Source organism: Microbacterium sp. Leaf351, assembly GCF_001423825.1.
In the GTDB taxonomy this organism is placed as follows: Bacteria; Actinomycetota; Actinomycetes; order Actinomycetales; family Microbacteriaceae; genus Microbacterium; species Microbacterium ginsengisoli.
In genome coordinates, this window is the sequence record NZ_LMPK01000018.1 from 70916 (window position 1) to 86579 (window position 15664).

General features: G+C 71.2%; 14 protein-coding genes and 2 pseudogenes. 7 read left to right on the plus strand and 9 right to left on the minus strand.

Annotation, left to right across the window (positions count from 1 at the left end; translation table 11 throughout):
- The 5 genes from ASG00_RS17600 to ASG00_RS07160 all read left to right on the plus strand — a co-directional run.
- A partial coding sequence (locus ASG00_RS17600) for an ABC transporter permease (RefSeq protein WP_235559408.1) occupies positions 1-535 on the plus strand: 535 nt, incomplete at its 5' end.
- A complete protein-coding gene (locus ASG00_RS07145) occupies positions 532-1809 on the plus strand; it encodes an ABC transporter permease (RefSeq protein ID WP_045248236.1) in 1278 nt (425 codons plus the stop codon). The genes ASG00_RS17600 and ASG00_RS07145, both read left to right, overlap by 4 nt.
- 68 nt (positions 1810-1877) lie before the next feature.
- Positions 1878-2279, plus strand: coding sequence for a cytidine deaminase (locus ASG00_RS07150; RefSeq protein ID WP_045248237.1), 402 nt, complete (start codon positions 1878-1880; stop codon positions 2277-2279).
- Positions 2276-3565, plus strand: coding sequence for a thymidine phosphorylase (locus tag ASG00_RS07155; RefSeq protein ID WP_056207937.1), 1290 nt, complete (start codon positions 2276-2278; stop codon positions 3563-3565). The genes ASG00_RS07150 and ASG00_RS07155 overlap by 4 nt, the downstream gene beginning before the upstream one ends.
- A gap of 53 nt (positions 3566-3618) precedes the next feature.
- Positions 3619-4734: an adenosine deaminase gene (locus tag ASG00_RS07160; protein ID WP_045248239.1), complete on the plus strand. Its 1116-nt coding sequence runs from the start codon at positions 3619-3621 to the stop codon at positions 4732-4734.
- Positions 4735-4797: 63 nt separating this feature from the next.
- Here the strand turns inward: ASG00_RS07160 and ASG00_RS07165 are convergent, their stop codons facing one another.
- The 5 genes from ASG00_RS07165 to ASG00_RS07185 all read right to left on the minus strand — a co-directional run bounded on the left by ASG00_RS07165 (position 4798) and on the right by ASG00_RS07185 (position 10051).
- Positions 4798-5952 carry a mannitol-1-phosphate 5-dehydrogenase gene (locus ASG00_RS07165; protein WP_056207940.1) on the minus strand — a complete coding sequence of 385 codons (1155 nt, stop codon included), beginning with the start codon at positions 5950-5952 and terminating at the stop codon, positions 4798-4800.
- A complete protein-coding gene (locus ASG00_RS07170; RefSeq protein WP_045248241.1) occupies positions 5952-6389 on the minus strand; it encodes a PTS sugar transporter subunit IIA in 438 nt (145 codons plus the stop codon). Before ASG00_RS07170 ends, ASG00_RS07165 begins: the two co-directional genes overlap by 1 nt.
- 61 nt (positions 6390-6450) lie before the next feature.
- Complete coding sequence (locus ASG00_RS07175; RefSeq protein ID WP_056207943.1) at positions 6451-8067, minus strand: PTS mannitol transporter subunit IICB; 1617 nt, start codon at positions 8065-8067, stop codon at positions 6451-6453.
- A 14-nt stretch (positions 8068-8081) separates the two neighbouring features.
- A complete protein-coding gene (ptsP, locus tag ASG00_RS07180; RefSeq protein WP_056207948.1) occupies positions 8082-9758 on the minus strand; it encodes a phosphoenolpyruvate--protein phosphotransferase in 1677 nt (558 codons plus the stop codon).
- Between the two features lie 17 nt (positions 9759-9775).
- Positions 9776-10051 carry an HPr family phosphocarrier protein gene (locus tag ASG00_RS07185; RefSeq protein ID WP_045248244.1) on the minus strand — a complete coding sequence of 92 codons (276 nt, stop codon included), beginning with the start codon at positions 10049-10051 and terminating at the stop codon, positions 9776-9778.
- A 355-nt stretch (positions 10052-10406) separates the two neighbouring features.
- On the opposite strand from ASG00_RS07185, the gene ASG00_RS07190 reads away from it, so the two are divergent.
- Positions 10407-12338: a BglG family transcription antiterminator gene (locus ASG00_RS07190; protein WP_056207951.1), complete on the plus strand. Its 1932-nt coding sequence runs from the start codon at positions 10407-10409 to the stop codon at positions 12336-12338.
- A 15-nt stretch (positions 12339-12353) separates the two neighbouring features.
- Here ASG00_RS07190 and ASG00_RS07195 read toward each other — a convergent pair whose 3' ends face one another.
- The 4 genes and pseudogenes from ASG00_RS07195 to ASG00_RS07205 all read right to left on the minus strand — a co-directional run.
- Positions 12354-12941 carry a GNAT family N-acetyltransferase gene (locus ASG00_RS07195; protein WP_056207954.1) on the minus strand — a complete coding sequence of 196 codons (588 nt, stop codon included), beginning with the start codon at positions 12939-12941 and terminating at the stop codon, positions 12354-12356.
- 39 nt (positions 12942-12980) lie between these two features.
- Positions 12981-14663 (minus strand): phospho-sugar mutase, encoded by a 1683-nt coding sequence (locus ASG00_RS07200; protein WP_056207957.1) that lies wholly within the window; start codon positions 14661-14663, stop codon positions 12981-12983.
- Positions 14660-14774, minus strand: a pseudogene (locus ASG00_RS17605) (purine-nucleoside phosphorylase); the annotation flags it as partial. The gene ASG00_RS07200 and the pseudogene ASG00_RS17605, both read right to left, overlap by 4 nt.
- Before the next feature lies 1 nt (position 14775).
- Positions 14776-15450 (minus strand): annotated as a pseudogene (locus ASG00_RS07205) (purine-nucleoside phosphorylase); the annotation flags it as partial.
- An 82-nt stretch (positions 15451-15532) separates the two neighbouring features.
- Between ASG00_RS07205 and ASG00_RS17610 the strand changes: the two are divergent.
- Positions 15533-15664, plus strand: a 132-nt coding sequence (locus ASG00_RS17610) for an FAD-dependent oxidoreductase (protein WP_235559417.1), incomplete at its 3' end; no start/stop codon positions are given.

Consider the following 15664-nt stretch of genomic DNA (forward strand, 5'->3'; position numbering starts at 1 on the left):
CCCGCGCCTCGACTGGGGCTTCGTGGTGGTCATCATCGCGACGATCTTCGTGTGGTGGCTCATCGAGCGCTCGAGCCTCGGCTTCCGCATGCGGGCCGTCGGCGAGAACCCTCACGCAGCCCGCGCTGCGGGCATCAACGTCAAGCGCGTCTACGTCTACGCGATGCTGTTCGCGGGCGCGCTGGCGGGACTTGCCGGCATGAACCAGATCATGGGAACGGTCACGAGCGGGTTCGACGGCGGCATCGACGCCGGCATCGGTTTCGATGCGATCACCGTCGCGCTGCTGGGGCGCAGCTCGGCGTGGGGCACTTTCGCCGCCGGCATCCTGTTCGGTGCGCTCAAGTCCGGATCGTTCACCATGCAGGCGAGCGAGGGCATCCCCGTCGACATCGTGCTCGTCGTGCAGTCGCTCATCGTCCTGTTCATCGCGGCGCCGCCGCTCGTGCGCACGATCTTCTTCCTCCCGAAGGACGAGGCCGAGCGTTCCGCGCGGGCGAAAGCCCGCCTGGCGAAGAAGGCGGTGGCTCGATGAGCGTCGCAACCCTCGCGGCATCCGCGGTGCCCCACCTTGTGGTGCGGGTACGCCGTATCAAGCTCCCGGTCACCCTCACGATCGTCACGGTCGGTCTCGCCGCCCTGTTCCTGTTCGCGCCGCGCGACGGGCAGAGCGTCTTCCGGCTGAGCGACGACGCAGCGGTCATCGCCCTCGGCGATGTCGCCGTACCGTCGGCGCCGACGGCGTGGATCACGGTGGCGATCCTCGCGCTCCTCACGGTCTGGACGTGGCTGGATGCCGCGGCCTACCGCCGATCGAACCTGGCCGTGCCGATCGTCTACGCGATCCTGGCCGTGTTCGCCTTCCTCACCTGGTCGGCCGCGGGCGGTCTCGTTCCCGTCACGGGCCTGCTCTTCGGTGCGATGTCGCTCTCGGTGCCGCTCGTGTTCGGCGCCCTCGGCGGCGTGATCGGCGAACGGGTCGGCGTCGTGAACGTCGCGATCGAAGGGCAGTTCCTGCTCGGCGCGTTCGCGGCGGCCGTCATCGGCAGCATCACGCAGAACCCCTTCATCGGGCTCCTGGGCGCCATGGTGGGTGGTGTGCTGGTGTCGTTCGTGCTGGCCGCCTTCAGCATCAAGTACCTCGTCGACCAGGTCATCGTCGGCGTCGTGCTCAACGTGCTGGTCACGGGTCTGACGAGCTTCCTCTACGGCGTCGTGCTCGCGAACAACGAAGCGGCACTGAACAGTCCCGTGACGTTCTCGCGGTGGAAGATCCCGGTGCTCGGCGACATCCCGGTGCTCGGTCCGGTGCTGTTCGATCAGCCGTTCATCGTCTACCTCATGTACGCGGCCGTGATCCTCGTCGCATGGGGTCTGTACCGCACGCGCTGGGGCCTGCGCCTGCGAGCGGTCGGTGAGCACCCGCAGGCGGCCGACACGGTCGGCATCAGGGTCAACACGCTGCGCTTCTGGAACGTCTCGCTGGCGGGTGCGATCGCCGGTATCGGAGGCGCCTACTTCACGCTCGTCTCGGTGCCGCACTTCACGAAGGAGATGACCGCCGGCCTCGGCTTCATCGCCCTCGCCGCGGTGATCTTCGGACGCTGGGACCCGGTGCGCGCCGCGCTCGCGGGGCTGCTGTTCGGCTTCGCCACCAACCTGCAGAATCTGCTCACCGTGCTGAAGACCCCGATTCCCAGCGAGTTCATGCTCATGCTGCCCTACGTCGTCACGATCCTCGCGGTCGCCGGTTTCGCCGGTCAGATCCGGGGGCCTGCGGCTGCCGGCAAGCCGTACATCAAGGGCTGATGAGCGGATGCCGCGACCCGCGGCATCCGGTTCATCACCCCTCGCACCCGACACCACGGAGGTCAGCCATGCCCGACATCGACTGGGACGCCCTGCGCGTCGCCGCGAACGACGCGATGCGCCGCGCGTATGCGCCGTACTCGAACTTCCCCGTGGGGGCGGCGGCCCTCACCGACGACGGTCGCATCGTGTCGGGATGCAACGTGGAGAACGCGTCATACGGCGTGGGCCTGTGTGCAGAGTGCGGTCTGGTCTCGAACCTGAACATGACCGGCGGCGGACGACTGGTGGCGTTCACCTGCGTCGACGGTCACGGCGCGACGCTCATGCCGTGCGGGCGCTGCCGCCAGCTGCTGTTCGAGTTCTCGGCGCCCGGGATGCTGCTCGAGACCGTGTCGGGTGTCCGCACGATCGAGCAGGTGCTTCCGGATGCCTTCGGTCCCCGCGAGCTCGAGGAGTACGCCCAGTGAGCGTGGAGCCGTTCGACGCGGTCGACGTGATCCGCACGAAGCGTGACGGCGGCGCCGTGCCCGAGGACGCGCTGCGCTGGATGGTCGACGCATACACGCGCGGCTACGTGTCCGACGCCCAGATGGCGTCGTTCGCGATGGCGGTGCTGCTGCGCGGCATGGAGCGCGACGAGATCCGTGTGATGACCGACGCGATGATCGCGTCGGGGGAGCGGATGAGCTTCGACGGCCTCGGCAAGACCACCGTCGACAAGCACTCCACGGGCGGGGTGGGCGACAAGATCACCCTGCCGCTGGCTCCTCTCGTCGCCTCGTTCGGCGTCGCCGTGCCCCAGCTCTCGGGCCGTGGGCTCGGGCACACGGGCGGCACGCTCGACAAGCTCGAGTCGATCCCCGGGTGGCGCGCGGCGCTGTCGAACGAGGAGCTCACCGCGCAGCTCGCCGGCGTCGGCGCTGTCATCTGCGCCGCCGGCTCCGGGCTCGCCCCCGCCGACAAGAAGCTCTACGCGCTACGCGACGTGACCGGCACCGTCGAGGCCATCCCGCTGATCGCCTCGAGCATCATGTCGAAGAAGATCGCCGAGGGCACGGCCGCCCTCGTACTCGACGTGAAGTTCGGCTCGGGCGCGTTCATGCAGGACATCGATCGTGCGCGCGAGCTCGCCCGCACGATGGTCGCCCTCGGCACCGACTCCGGGGTGGCGACCACGGCGCTCCTCACCGACATGAACACGCCCCTCGGCCTCGCCATCGGCAACGCCAACGAGGTGCGCGAGTCGGTCGAGGTGCTCGCCGGCGGCGGTCCCGCCGACGTCGTCGAGCTCACGATCGCCCTCGCCCGGGAGATGCTCGCGCTCGCCGGGCTGCCCGACGCCGACGTCGAGGGCGCGCTCGCCGGCGGCGCCGCGATGGACGCCTGGCGGCGCATGATCGTCGCGCAGGGCGGCGACCCCGACGCATCCCTGCCGGTCGCCCGCGAGACGCACACCGTCACCGCCGCGCGCGACGGGGTGGTGTCTCGGCTGGATGCCCTGCCGTTCGGAATCGCCGCGTGGCGCCTGGGAGCCGGACGCGCCCGCGCCGAGGATCCGGTGATCCACGCGGCCGGCATCGACCTGCACGCCAAGCCGGGCGACGCCGTGCGCGCCGGCGACCCGCTCTTCACCCTGTCGGCCGACGACGACGCCCGTTTCGAGCGCGCGCTCGCCGCTCTCGACGGCGCCTACGAGATCTCGGATGCTGCGCCGGCCCGCGCGGCGATCGTGAGGGAGCGGATCTCCGCCTGACCCGTCAGAATGATCGGTGGGGGAGCCGCGACATCCGATCAGAAGGAGACCCGATGCCTATCGACCAGCACGACGACGCCCGCCTCGAGGGCGTGTCGATCCGGTCCCTTCCGAAGGTGTCGCTGCACGACCACCTCGACGGCGGGGTGCGCCCCGACACGGTGATCGAGCTCGCCGAGGAGGCGGGCATCGCCCTGCCCACCGGGGACGCCGACGAGCTCGCGGAGTGGTTCTCGGCGGTGCGGCCCGATCGCTCGCTCGTCGAGTACCTGCAGCGCTTCGAGCTGACGACCGGGGTCATGCAGACCCGCGACCAGCTGACCCGCGTCGCCCGTGAGTTCGTCGAGGACCTCGTCGACGACGGCGTCGTGTACGCGGAGGTGCGCTGGGCGCCCGAGCAGCACCTGCGCGGTGGGCTGACGCTCGAAGAGGCCGTCGAGGCCGTGCAGGAGGGCATCGAGCAGGGCGAGGACGACGCGGCGGAGGCAGGCCACGACATCCGCGTCGGACAGCTCATCACCGCGATGCGCCAGAACGACCGGTCGCTGGAGATCGCGAAGCTCGCGGTCGCGTTCCGTGAGGCGGGTGCGGTCGGCTTCGACATCGCCGGGCCCGAGGACGGCTTCCTGCCGTCTCGGCACCGCGAGGCGTTCGAGTACCTGGCGGGCGAGTTCTTCCCCGTCACGGTGCACGCCGGCGAGGCCGCCGGCCTGGAGTCGATCCGCTCCGCCCTCGTCGACGGTCGCGCGCTGCGGCTCGGACACGGCGTGCGCATCGCCGAGGACCTCGACGTCGTCTCGCGCAAGGGCGAGCAGGTGCTCGTCGAATTCGGCGACCTGGCGCGCTGGGTGCGCGACCGGGAGATCCCGCTCGAGCTCTCGCCGACCTCGAACGTGCACACCGGCGCGTTCGCGGCGTGGGGCAGCGAGCTCGAGGACCACCCCTTCGACCTGCTCTACCAGCTCGGCTTCGCGGTGACGGTGAACGTCGACAACCGCACGATGAGCCGTACGTCCCTCACCCGCGAGCTGGCCCTGCTCGCTGAGACGTTCGAGTACGACCTCGACGACCTCGAGAGCTTCCAGCTCAACGCCGCGGGCGGCGCGTTCCTGCCGGTGGAGGAGCGCGAGGAGCTCATCGACCTCATCTCCGAGGGCTTCGACCGCTGAGCCCCGACATGGTCGAGGGCGGCACCACGATCGGGTTCGCGGCGCCGCCCTCGGTCGGTTCGGTCAGGCCAGGTCTGCCTGCCGGGTCGTGACGGCGGCTACGAGGCCGTTGTAGAGCGGATGCCCCGCCTCGATGCCCGTGACGCGGGTGACGAGCGCCGTGGTCTCGGTCGTGCGCAGCAGCTCCTGCAGCTCGACGGCTTCCGGGTCGTCGGCGGTCTCGAAGGCGAGCGCGGCGCCGACGGTGCCGAGGAGCGCCGCGACCGACAGGCCCCGTTCGGCGGCGTCGGCCGCCGGGCCGACGAACCGCTCGTGGCGGGAGAGCTTGCGCAGCGGCTGACGACCCACACGCCATACGGTGTCGGGAAGCTCGGGGTTCTGGAACCGGCGCAGGATCGTCGCGCGGTAATCGGCGAGCTCCTCGGCCGTGAAGCCGTGACGGGCGATGAGCACCGCCGACGTCTCCTCGAGCGTCGAGCGCACCGCCGCGAGGATCTCGGGATCGGCGAGGGCGTCGGAGATGCGCTCGATGCCGGCGCGGGCGCCGAAGTAGGCGGTCGAGGCGTGCCCCGTGTTCACCGTGAAGAGCTTGCGCTCGATGTACGGCGTGAGGTCGTCGACGAAGTGCGCACCGGGGATCGACGGCAGTGTTCCCGCGAACGGACCCTGCTCGATCGCCCACTCGAAGAACGGCTCCACCGTGACATCCACCCCGTGCTGGCCCTCGGGCTGCCCGGGCACGATGCGGTCTACCGCGGTGTTCGCGAACACGGCTTTAGCCGCGACCGCAGGCCAGTCGGCGCCGGCGAGGGCGGCGATCTCGTCGCGCAGGGTGTCGGTCGCGCGGATCGCGTTCTCGCACGCCATGACGGCGAGGGGAGGCAGCTCGGCAGAGCGCGCCACGAGCCCGGCGTAGATTACCGGGGCGATGAAGCGCAGGATGTTGGGACCGACCGCTGTGGTGGCGACATCCGCGGTCGCGAGCTCGTCGACGACCGCCTGCGGGTCCAGCTGGCTGTTGACTGCGCGGAAGCCGGTCACGACGGTGTCACCGCCGCCGTCTCCGACGGCGTGCACGGTGTAGCTCGTCTCGGCGTTGATCGCGTCGACGAGGGGGGCTGCGACATCCGAGAACACGACCTCGTAGCCGCCCTCGTGCAGCAGCAGGCCCACGAAGCCGCGACCGATGTTGCCGGCGCCGAAATGGACGGCCTTCATCAGGCGTTCACCGTGGCAAGGCGGGCGAAGAGCTCCTCGGGCGTCGCGGCGGCCTTGAGGGCTGCGACCTCGTCCTCGTCGGAGAACAGGATCGCGATCTGGGAGAGGATCTCGAGGTGCTCATCGCCGCGACCGGCGATGCCGATCACGAACGTCACCGGCTCCCCGTCCCAGTCGACGCCGCCGTCGTAGCGCACGACCGACAGGGCCGAGGCGAGGATCTCGCTCTTGGCCTCGTTGGTGCCGTGCGGGATCGCCAGCTCATTGCCCATGTAGGTCGACACTGTCGCCTCGCGGGCGAGCATCGCGTCGTAGTAGGCGCCGGTGACGGCGCCCGCGGCCTCGAGGATGTCGGCGGCCTCCCGCTGCGCCTCGAGGCGCGTGGCGGCACCCGCGTGGATGCGCACCTGTCCGAGGGTCAGGATCTCTCCGGTCATGTTTCTTCCTTCCACAAAGAGTGCGGGGCGGGCGGATCGCTCCGCCCGCCCCGCGACGAACTCAACCCTGTGCACCATCCTGGTGCTGCGAGGCCACGAGGTCGACGACCTCGTCGTATCGCGGCGAGTTCATGAAGTTGTCGACCGACACGTGGAGCGAGTTCGGCGACGCCGACCGGGCGCGGTCGGTGAGCTGGTTCTGCGTGACGACCAGGTCGGCCGACCCGTCGAGGTTGGCGATGGCCTGGTTGGTCACCGTGACGCCCTCGATACCGGCCTTCTTGATCTTGTTGCGCAACACGCTCGCACCCATGGCGGACGACCCCATTCCGGCGTCGCAGGCGAACACGATCGTGGAGATCGGCTTGGTGGCGACGGCGGTGGTGCCGGCCTCCGACGAGGTGCGCAGGCCCGCGAGGGTGCTCGAGGACTTGCCCTTGTTGGCCTCGGTCGCAGAGATCGCGGCGCTGAGGTCGCCCGACTCGCCGAGCTCGAGGTCACGCTTGCGCGTGCGCAGGAGGAACAGCGAGGAGAGCAGGAACGAGACCGTTGCGGCGAGGATCACCGACAGGATGACGCCCACGTAGCCCCAACCGGGACCGAAGTTGCTGTCGCCGGAGGTCTGCAACAGCACCGCGAAGATCGATCCGGGCGATGCGGGAGCGCGAAGGCCGGAACCGAACACCGCGTTGGTCGCCACACCGGTCATGCCGCCGGCGATGGCCGCGACGATGATGATCGGCTTCATGAGCACGTACGGGAAGTAGATCTCGTGGATGCCACCGAGGAACTGGATGACGATCGCGCCGGGGGCGGAAGCGCGGGCGGCGCCCACACCGAAGAACGCGAAGGCGACCAGGATTCCGAGGCCGGGGCCGGGGTTCGCCTCGACGAGGAACAGGATCGAACGGCCGGTCTCGAGGGCCTGCTGGGTGCCGATCGGGGTGAACACACCGTGGTTGACGGCGTTGTTCAGGAACAGCACCTTGGCGGGCTCGACCAGGATCGACAGCAGCGGGAGCAGGCCCGCGGAGACCAGGAAGTCCACGACGGCGCCCAGGGCGTTCGAGACGGCGGTCATGATCGGGCCGAACCCGAAGAAGCCGACGATCGCGAGCAGCATGCCGAGGATGCCGGCCGAGAAGTTGTTGACGAGCATCTCGAAGCCCGCCTTGATCTTGCCTTCCCAGATGCGGTCCATCCACTTGGTCAGCAGCGCCGCCAGCGGGCCCATGACCATGGCGCCGAGGAACATCGGGATCGTCGTGCCGACGATGACACCGACGGTCGCGATGGCGGCGACCACACCACCGCGCTCGCCGTAGACCATGCGGCCACCGGTGTTCGCGATGAGGAGCGGGAGGAGGTAGGTGATCATCGGGCCCACGAGGCCGACGAACACGGGGATGACGTTGCCGTCCTTCGTCTGCGAGAGCGCGGTCATGGCGTGAGCCCAGTTGATCTGGCTCGCGTCACCGAAGCCGCCGAGGATGTCGGCGACCGGGTGCCAGAAGCCGAGCCAGCCGGTGGCGATGAACAGTGCCGTGATGAAGCCCCACGCGATGAAGGCCGCGATGTTCGGCATGATCATGCCGGAGAGGAAGGTACCGAATCGCTGCACGGCGATCTGGGCCTTCTTACCTCCCGACAGCGCGGGCGACGTTGCCGTCGTTGTCATGTTTCTTTCCTTTTCTAGGAAGCGGCGGCCCGGGCGGCCGCACGCGCCGTTGCCGCGTCATTCGCGGCAAGTGCTGCCTCGGCGACGCGTCGGGCGTCGTCGAGCGAGTGGGAGAGCAGGCTCTGACGCACGTCGGCGAGCGCCGTGGGAGCCATGGACAGGGACGTCGCGCCGAGGCCGACGAGCACGACCGCCAGCAGCGGGTCGGCGGCGGCCTCGCCGCAGATGCCGACCGGCTTGCCGAGGGCTGCGCCCGCGGCGCCGACCGACTGGATGAGGCGGAGCACCGCAGGGTGCCAGGGGTCCTGGAACGACGCGACCGAGCCGAGGAGCCGGTCCGCGGCAAGGGTGTACTGCGTGAGGTCGTTGGTGCCGATCGAGGCGAAGTCGGCCTGCGCGAGCACCCTGTCGGCGAGGAGGGCCGCCGACGGCACCTCGACCATGACTCCCGCGGTCTTCACGTCGTACTCGCGGGCGAGGGCGACGAAGTATTCGGTCTCCTCGACGGTCGCGACCATCGGCGCCATGACCCACAGATCCGCGGCCTCGCCGTCGGCGGCCGCCGCGGCATTGGCCTCCGCGAGGGCGGTCAGCTGCTCGCGCAGGATGTCCTCGCTGGCCCGGAGGGCGCGCAAGCCCCGCAGGCCCAGCGCCGGGTTCTCCTCGTGGGCGTCGTTGAGGAACGGCAGCGGCTTGTCGGCACCGGCGTCGAGCACACGCACGACGACCTTCTTGCCGGCGAACGCGCGGAAGAGCTTTTCGTACGAGGTGCGCTGCTGGGCGACCGTGGGGGCGGTGTTCGAGCTCAGGAAGAGGAACTCGGTGCGGAACAGCCCCACGCCTTCCGCCCCGAGGGCCACGGCCTCAGCGGCGCCGTCCGGGCTGCCGAGGTTGGCGAGCAGCGGCACAGCGGTGCCGTCGGCGAGCGCACCCGGGGTGAGCGGTGCGGATGCCGCGGCCGACCGCGCGTCCGCGCGGCGCTGAGCCGCCGCACGCTCGTCCTCCGAGGGCGACACGGTGATCACGCCCGCAGCGGCGTCGACGATCACGGTGTCGCCGTCGGCGAGGTCGAGGGCGCCGGCGGTGCCGACGACGGCGACGATTCCCTTCTCGCGGGCGAGGATCGCGGTGTGGGAGGTCGGGCCGCCCTCGCTCGTGACGAGCGCGAGCACCTGGTCGAGGTCGAGGAGCGCGGTGTCGGCGGGGGCGAGGTCGGTGGCCACGAGCACGTAGGGGTGGCCGGGCTCGGGCACCCCGGGGGCGGCGACGCCCCGGAGTCGCGCGATGACGCGCTGGGCGACGTCGTCGAGATCGGCGGCGCGCTCGCCGAGGTAGCCGCCGACCGCGGTGAGCTGGTCGCGGAAGGATGCGAACGCGTCGTAGACGGCGAACTCCGCGGTCTTACCGGCGGTGATGCGTGTGGCGACCTCGGCCTCGAGCGTGGGGTCCTCGGCCATCATGGCCTGCGCCTCGAGCACGTCGCGGGCCGAGCCGCCCGCCTGGGCGCCGCGCGCCTCGAGCTCGCGGGCGACGACGCCGATGGCCTCCTGCACGCGCGCGGTCTCGGCATCGGAGCCGAGCGTCGAGGGGGCGTCGGCGGGAGCGGGGAGCGGCGCCGCCATACGGGCGACGGGACCCTGGGCGACGCCCAGGCCGATGCCGACTCCGCGGAGGGTGGTCGTGGTGCTCATGTCTGCGCTCCGTCCGGTCAGGCCGCGTCGTGGTCGGTCGTGAGGAGGTCGGCGAGGTCGTCGAGCACGTTCTCCGCGCCCTCGCCGTCGGCGGTGAGCGTGACGTAGTCGCCCTGCTCGATGCCGAGCGCGATCACCCCGAGGATGCTCGCGGCGTTGACCGGCGCACCGGCGTCCTTCGCGATCGTGACGGGGAGCCCCGCGTCCTTCGCCGCCTGGGCGAAGAGCTTCGCGGGGCGGGCGTGCAGACCGTGGGCGGATCCGATGCGCACGGTGCGGGTGGCGACTGTCATAGTGCTTCTCTCGTTGCGGCCGTCCGCGCACAGCGCGAGGCCGGGTGCGACGGACGGATGGTGCGGTCTCGGAGCGGGGAGCGGCATCCGTTCCGGCACGAGCGACGTGACGGTTCGAGTGCGTCTCCACGGTTCGGTGCGTGCCCTCGCGTCGTGCGCTGCGTGACGCAGCTGCTGTGCTTCGCCTGTGCCGGTCGTACCGGCGGCGCACGTCGCCAGGATCCTCATCGATCCGCCTCCTGGGTCTATCTTGAGAATTCCCCGAGAGCGCGGGCAACCAGACCTGTTTCCGCCCCCCGCGGAAACGTCGCGGTCGCGTGATGGAATAGGGGAATCGGCGTATCGGAGGGATCACGTGACGCGTGCCAAGCAGGACCGGCTTCTCGGCCTGCTCCTTCGCGACGGCGGATGGGTGACGGCGGCGACCCTCGCCGATCAGCTGGGTGTGACGGCCCGGTCGGTGCGCTCCTATGTCACGAGCGTGAACGGTCGTGTCTCCGGCGGCCAGGCTGTCGAGTCGGGGCCGCAGGGCTACCGCGCCGGCGTCGAGGCGGGCGCCGCCCTGCAGACCTCTCCCGGTGACGGCGGGTCGCCCCGCGATCGCCTCCACACCCTCGTGACGAGGCTGCTCGACGCCCCCGACGGCCTCGACGTCTACGCCGTCGCCGACGAGATGTTCGTGAGCGCCGCGACGGTCGAGTCCGATCTCGCGCGGGTGCGCAGCCTGCTGGGCGGCACAGAGCTCATCCTCGACCGCCAGGGCGCACAGGTGCGCCTGCGCGGCACTGAGATGGCGCAGCGGCGGCTGCTCAGCCGGCTCGTCCATGACGAGATGGATGCCGGTGCCTACGACACCGCGGCGCTCCGGCGTGCGCTCGGCGAGCAGTCCGCGGTGCTCCCGTCGCTCGCGCCGTTCAAGGCGGCGCTCGTGGCACAGCTGGTCGATTTCGGCTATTACGTCAACGAGTACGGGATGAGCGACGTGCTCACCCACGTCGCGATCGCGGCCGACCGTGTCGCACGCCAGCGCGGCCTCGACGCGGCGGGGCTCCCCGAGCCGGTCGCGGCGCAGCTGCGGGTCGCGAACGCGATCGAGACGCTCGCCCGAGAGCACCTCGGCGTCGACCTCGGGCCGGCCGACAGTCGCCACCTCGCCTCCGTCGTGCTCACGCGGGTCGTCGCGCCGGGCATCGCCGACGAGACGCGGGCGCCCCTCGACCCCGAGGTGGAGGGAGCCGTGCGGGAGGCGGTCGGGGCCGCGGCATCCGAGTTCCTGGTGGAGATCCACGACGAGGACTTCGTGCTGCGGCTCGCCCTCCATGTGCAGAACCTGCGGCTGCGGGCGCGGGACAAGGCGTGGTCGCGCAACCCGCTGACCCGATCGTTGAAGTCGACCTATCCGATGATCTTCGAGGTCGCGGTCTTCATCGCCAGTGAGCTGTCGCAGCGACTGAACATCCCGCTGCACGACGACGAGATCGCCTACATCGCGATGCACGTGGGCGGCCAGCTCGAGCGCAGCCGCCGATCGGACGAACGGCTCACCGCGACGATCATCTGCCCGGGGTACTACGAGCTGCATGAGCTGCTGCGCTCGAGCGTCGCCCGCTCGCTCGGCCAGTCGATCGAGGTCGTGCGGGTCGAGACGCGCGTCGACCCCGACTGGGCCGACATCGACACCGACCTCGTGCTCACGACGATCGACGCGCCTCCGGGAGCGCCGGTGCAGCCCGAGCGCGTCGTGCGCATCCAGCCCTTCCTCACGCCTGCCGACGTCGACCGCATCCAGGTCGTCGCGGTGCGAGCGCGACGCACGCGTCGCCTCGCGAAGCTGCGCACCGAGCTCGAGCGCTACTTCCGCCCCGACGCGTTCGTGCACGGCATCGATCCGACGCTCGGCGAGGAGGGCACCATCCGCCTCCTCGGCGGGCTGCTGCGGGACGCCGGCGTCATCGACGACGCCTACCTCGAGCGCGCGGTCGCGCGCGAGGGGATGTCGTCGACCGCCTTCACCGACGCGCTCGCGGTGCCGCACGCGATCGGGATGACCGCGGCCCACACGGCGATCGCCGTCGGCATCGCCGACCCGTCGATCCCGTGGGGCGACGCCCGCGTGCAGGTGGTGGCGCTCGTCGCCTTCTCGGAGAACGACCGTGCGGCGTTCCAGACGGTCTTCGAGCAGTTCGTCGAGGTGTTCAACGAGCGCGAATCGGCGCAACGCATCGTGCGCCGCGCGACGAGTCTGCCGTCGTTCCTCGACGAGCTCGTCGCTGTCATCGACGGCTGATCCGCCGATCCCGCGTCAGGCCCGGATGAGCCTCTCGTCGAGCCCGCGCCGCACCGCGGGCCACTCGTGCGCGAGGATCGAGTAGACCACGGTGTCCCGCAGCGAGCCGTCGGGCATGATGCGGTGGCTGCGCAGCACGCCGTCGAGCTTCGCGCCGAGCCGCTCGATGGCGGCCCGTGACTGCCGATTGTGCCAGTGGGTGCGCAGCTCGACCGCGACGGCATCGCAGGTCTCGAAGGCGTGGGCGAGCAGCAGGCGCTTCGCGGCCGTGTTCACGGCGCTGCGCTGGGCGGAGAGTCCGAGCCAGGTGTGTCCGATCTCGACTCGACGGTTCTCCTGGTCGATGTTGCAGAACGTCGTTTCGCCGACGACCTCGCCGTCGCTCTCGCGCACGACGACCCACGGATTCATGCCGCCGGCGGCATGAAGGCCCTCGCGCATCGCGATGTCGGCATCGACGGCGGCGTCGCTCGTCGGCACGCTCGTGTACCAGGCGTGGTCGAGACCGGATGCCGCGGCGCGGAGCCCCGCCGCATGTGCGGCCGTCAGCGGCTCCAGGCGGACCCAGTCGTTGGCGAGGACGAGCGGTGCGGCGAACTCCATGCCCCGAGCCTAGGGGCGCCGGGCGGCGGGCCGTGTGGGTCAGCTCCGATCGGACAGCAGTCGGCGGGCCCCGTCCCGCAGTCGTTCGAGCCGCGCGTCGGCGTCGGAGGCGCTGTCGCCGCGCACGTCGAGGTAGAGCTTGAGCTTCGGCTCGGTGCCCGACGGGCGCACGATCAGTCGGGTCTCTCCCTCGAGCCAGTAGCGCAGCACGTCGCCGGGCGGGAGGTCTCCGTGACCCGTCGCGAGGTCGTCGACACGCTCGACGGCGACCCCGCCGACCTCGGTCGGGGGAGCCTCTCGCAGCGACCCCATGAGGCGGGGGATCACGGCGAGGTCGTCGACCCGCACCGAGACCTGACCGCTCGCGACGTGGCCGACCTCCTCGGCGAGCTCGGCGAGCAGGTCGGAGAGGGTGGCGCCGCGTTCGCGGGCCTCTGCAACCAGGCCGAGGATCGCCACGGCGGCCGAGATGCCGTCCTTGTCTCGCACCGTCTCGGGGTTCACGAGATAGCCGAGGGCCTCCTCGAACCCGTAGACGATGCCAGGCGCGCGGGAGATCCACTTGAACCCGGTGAGGGTCGCGTGGAAGCCGAGGCCATGGCGCTCCGCGATCGTCGCGAGCGCCGGCGACGACACCAGTGAGCACGCCAGTGACGCACCCGCGACCGGGTGGGCGGCGGCGAGCCGTGCGGCGCGCAGCCCCAGCAGCAGACCCGTCTCGTTGCCGGTCAGGCGGCGCCAGCCGCCGGTGGCGGCGGCATCCGGGATCGCGACCGCGAGCCTGTCGGCGTCGGGGTCGTTCGCGATGACGAGCTCCGCGCCGGCGGTGCGCGCCGTCGCGAAGGCGAGGTCCATCGCTCCCGGCTCCTCAGGGTTGGGGAACGCCACCGTCGGGAAGGCGCCGTCGGGGTGGAGCTGCTCGTCGACCGTGACCGGCAGCGGGTAGCCGGCCGTGCGCAGGATCGCGGCTGTCGTCTCCCAGCCGACTCCGTGCAGTGCCGTGTAGACCCACCGCAGGCCGGCGGCGCCGGCGGGGGCGGGCGCGACGGCCGCCGTGGCGGCGACGTAGGCGGCCACGACCGCCTCGTCGGCGATCTCGTAGTCCTGGGAGCGGGGCAGCGCGTCGACGCGCTCGTCATCGGCGACCCGGGTGATCTGCGCCGCGATCTCGGCGTCGCTCGGCGGCACGATCTGCGCGCCGTCGTCGGCGCCGCCGAGGTAGACCTTGTAGCCGTTGTCGTTCGGCGGATTGTGGCTGGCCGTCACCATCACGCCGGCGTCGGCGCCGAGGTGGCGCACGGCGAAGGCGAGCACGGGGGTCGGCAGCAGGCGGGGGAGGAGGATCGCGTGCAGACCCTGACCGGCGATGAGCTCGGCCGAGTCGCGGGCGAACACATCGGAGTTGCGCCGACCGTCGTAGCCGATCACGACGGTCGGGGTGTGGCCGGGCCGGGCCGAGGCCGCGAGGTACCGCGCGAGGCCGGTCGCGGCCTGCGCGACGAGCACCCGGTTCATGCGCTGCGGGCCCGCGCCGAGCTCTCCGCGCAGCCCTGCGGTGCCGAAGGCGAGGCGTCCCGAGAACCGCTCGCGCAGGGCGAGCACAGAGGCGTGATCGGATGCCGCGGCCCCCGCGATGAGCGCATCGAGCTCGGCGGCGGTGAGGGGGTCCGGATCCTGCGCGACCCAGGCGCGGGCGCGGACGAGAAGGTCGTCGTCGCTCACATCGCCTCGATCACACGGGCCAGGAGCGCGGAGATGACCGGCTCGGCGAGCTGGCCCGCCTCGATGACCTCGGCGTGGCTGAGCGGGGTGGTCTGGATGCCCGCGGCGAGGNGCGGGCCGCGATCGCCTCGAGGGCTGTCGACATGCCGACGATGTGGCCGCCGATCGCCTTGGCCATCTGCACCTCGGCGGGCGTCTCGTACTGCGGCCCGCGGAACTGGCAGTAGACGCCCTCGTCGAGGGTCGGGTCGATCGTGCGGGCGAGATCGCGCAGGCGTCGCGAGTAGAGGTCGGTGAGATCGATGAACGTCGCGCCCTCGAGCGGCGAGGCCGCCGTGAGGTTGATGTGGTCGCTGACGAGCACCGGCTGCCCGGGAGTCCAGGCCTCTCGGATCCCGCCGGCGCCGTTGGTGAGCACCATGATGCGGGCTCCGGTGGCGGCAGCGGTGCGCACGCTGTGCACGACGCGGCGGGTGCCGTGCCCCTCGTAGAAGTGCGTGCGCGCGCCGATGACGAGCACGCGCTTTCCGGTCGGGGTCAGGATGCTGCGCAGCGTGCCGACGTGACCCTCGAGCGCGGGCTTGCTGAAGCCTGTCACCTCGGTGGCGGGGATCGTCGCGACCGTCTCACCGAGGAGGTCGGCGGCCTTGCCCCATCCGCTCCCGAGCGTCACCGCGATGTCGTGCGTTGCGACGCCGCTGAGGCGGGCGATGTCGGCGGCGGCGGTGGCGGCGACCTCGAACGGGTCGGCGGCGGGGTCGTCGAGGGGGTGGGCGGTGTGCGTCATCCCCTCACTCTAGGAACACCGCTCGGACGGGGCCAGTCGGTCCCGGTTCGCTGCGCGCGACGGGACGCACCAGAATGGAGGCATGTCGACGAGCTTCGATAACGCCCAGCGGGTCGCGATCATCGGAGGCGGACCCGGCGGCTACGAGGCGGCCCTGGCCGCCGCCCAACTCGGCGCCGAAGTCACCCTCGTCGAGCGCGCCGGCGTCGGCGGG

What these genes read in the sequence shown, in the direction of transcription:
- ASG00_RS07145 (WP_045248236.1), top strand. Translation starts at nt 532, where the DNA reads ATGAGCGTCGCAACCCTCGCGGCATCCGCGGTGCCCCACCTTGTGGTG.
- ASG00_RS07170 (WP_045248241.1), bottom strand. Translation starts at nt 6,389, where the DNA reads ATGACCGGAGAGATCCTGACCCTCGGACAGGTGCGCATCCACGCGGGT.
- ASG00_RS07150 (WP_045248237.1), top strand. Translation starts at nt 1,878, where the DNA reads ATGCCCGACATCGACTGGGACGCCCTGCGCGTCGCCGCGAACGACGCG.
- ASG00_RS07175 (WP_056207943.1), bottom strand. Translation starts at nt 8,067, where the DNA reads ATGACAACGACGGCAACGTCGCCCGCGCTGTCGGGAGGTAAGAAGGCC.
- ASG00_RS07185 (WP_045248244.1), bottom strand. Translation starts at nt 10,051, where the DNA reads ATGACAGTCGCCACCCGCACCGTGCGCATCGGATCCGCCCACGGTCTG.
- ptsP (WP_056207948.1), bottom strand. Translation starts at nt 9,758, where the DNA reads ATGAGCACCACGACCACCCTCCGCGGAGTCGGCATCGGCCTGGGCGTC.
- ASG00_RS07195 (WP_056207954.1), bottom strand. Translation starts at nt 12,941, where the DNA reads ATGGAGTTCGCCGCACCGCTCGTCCTCGCCAACGACTGGGTCCGCCTG.
- ASG00_RS07160 (WP_045248239.1), top strand. Translation starts at nt 3,619, where the DNA reads ATGCCTATCGACCAGCACGACGACGCCCGCCTCGAGGGCGTGTCGATC.
- ASG00_RS07165 (WP_056207940.1), bottom strand. Translation starts at nt 5,952, where the DNA reads ATGAAGGCCGTCCATTTCGGCGCCGGCAACATCGGTCGCGGCTTCGTG.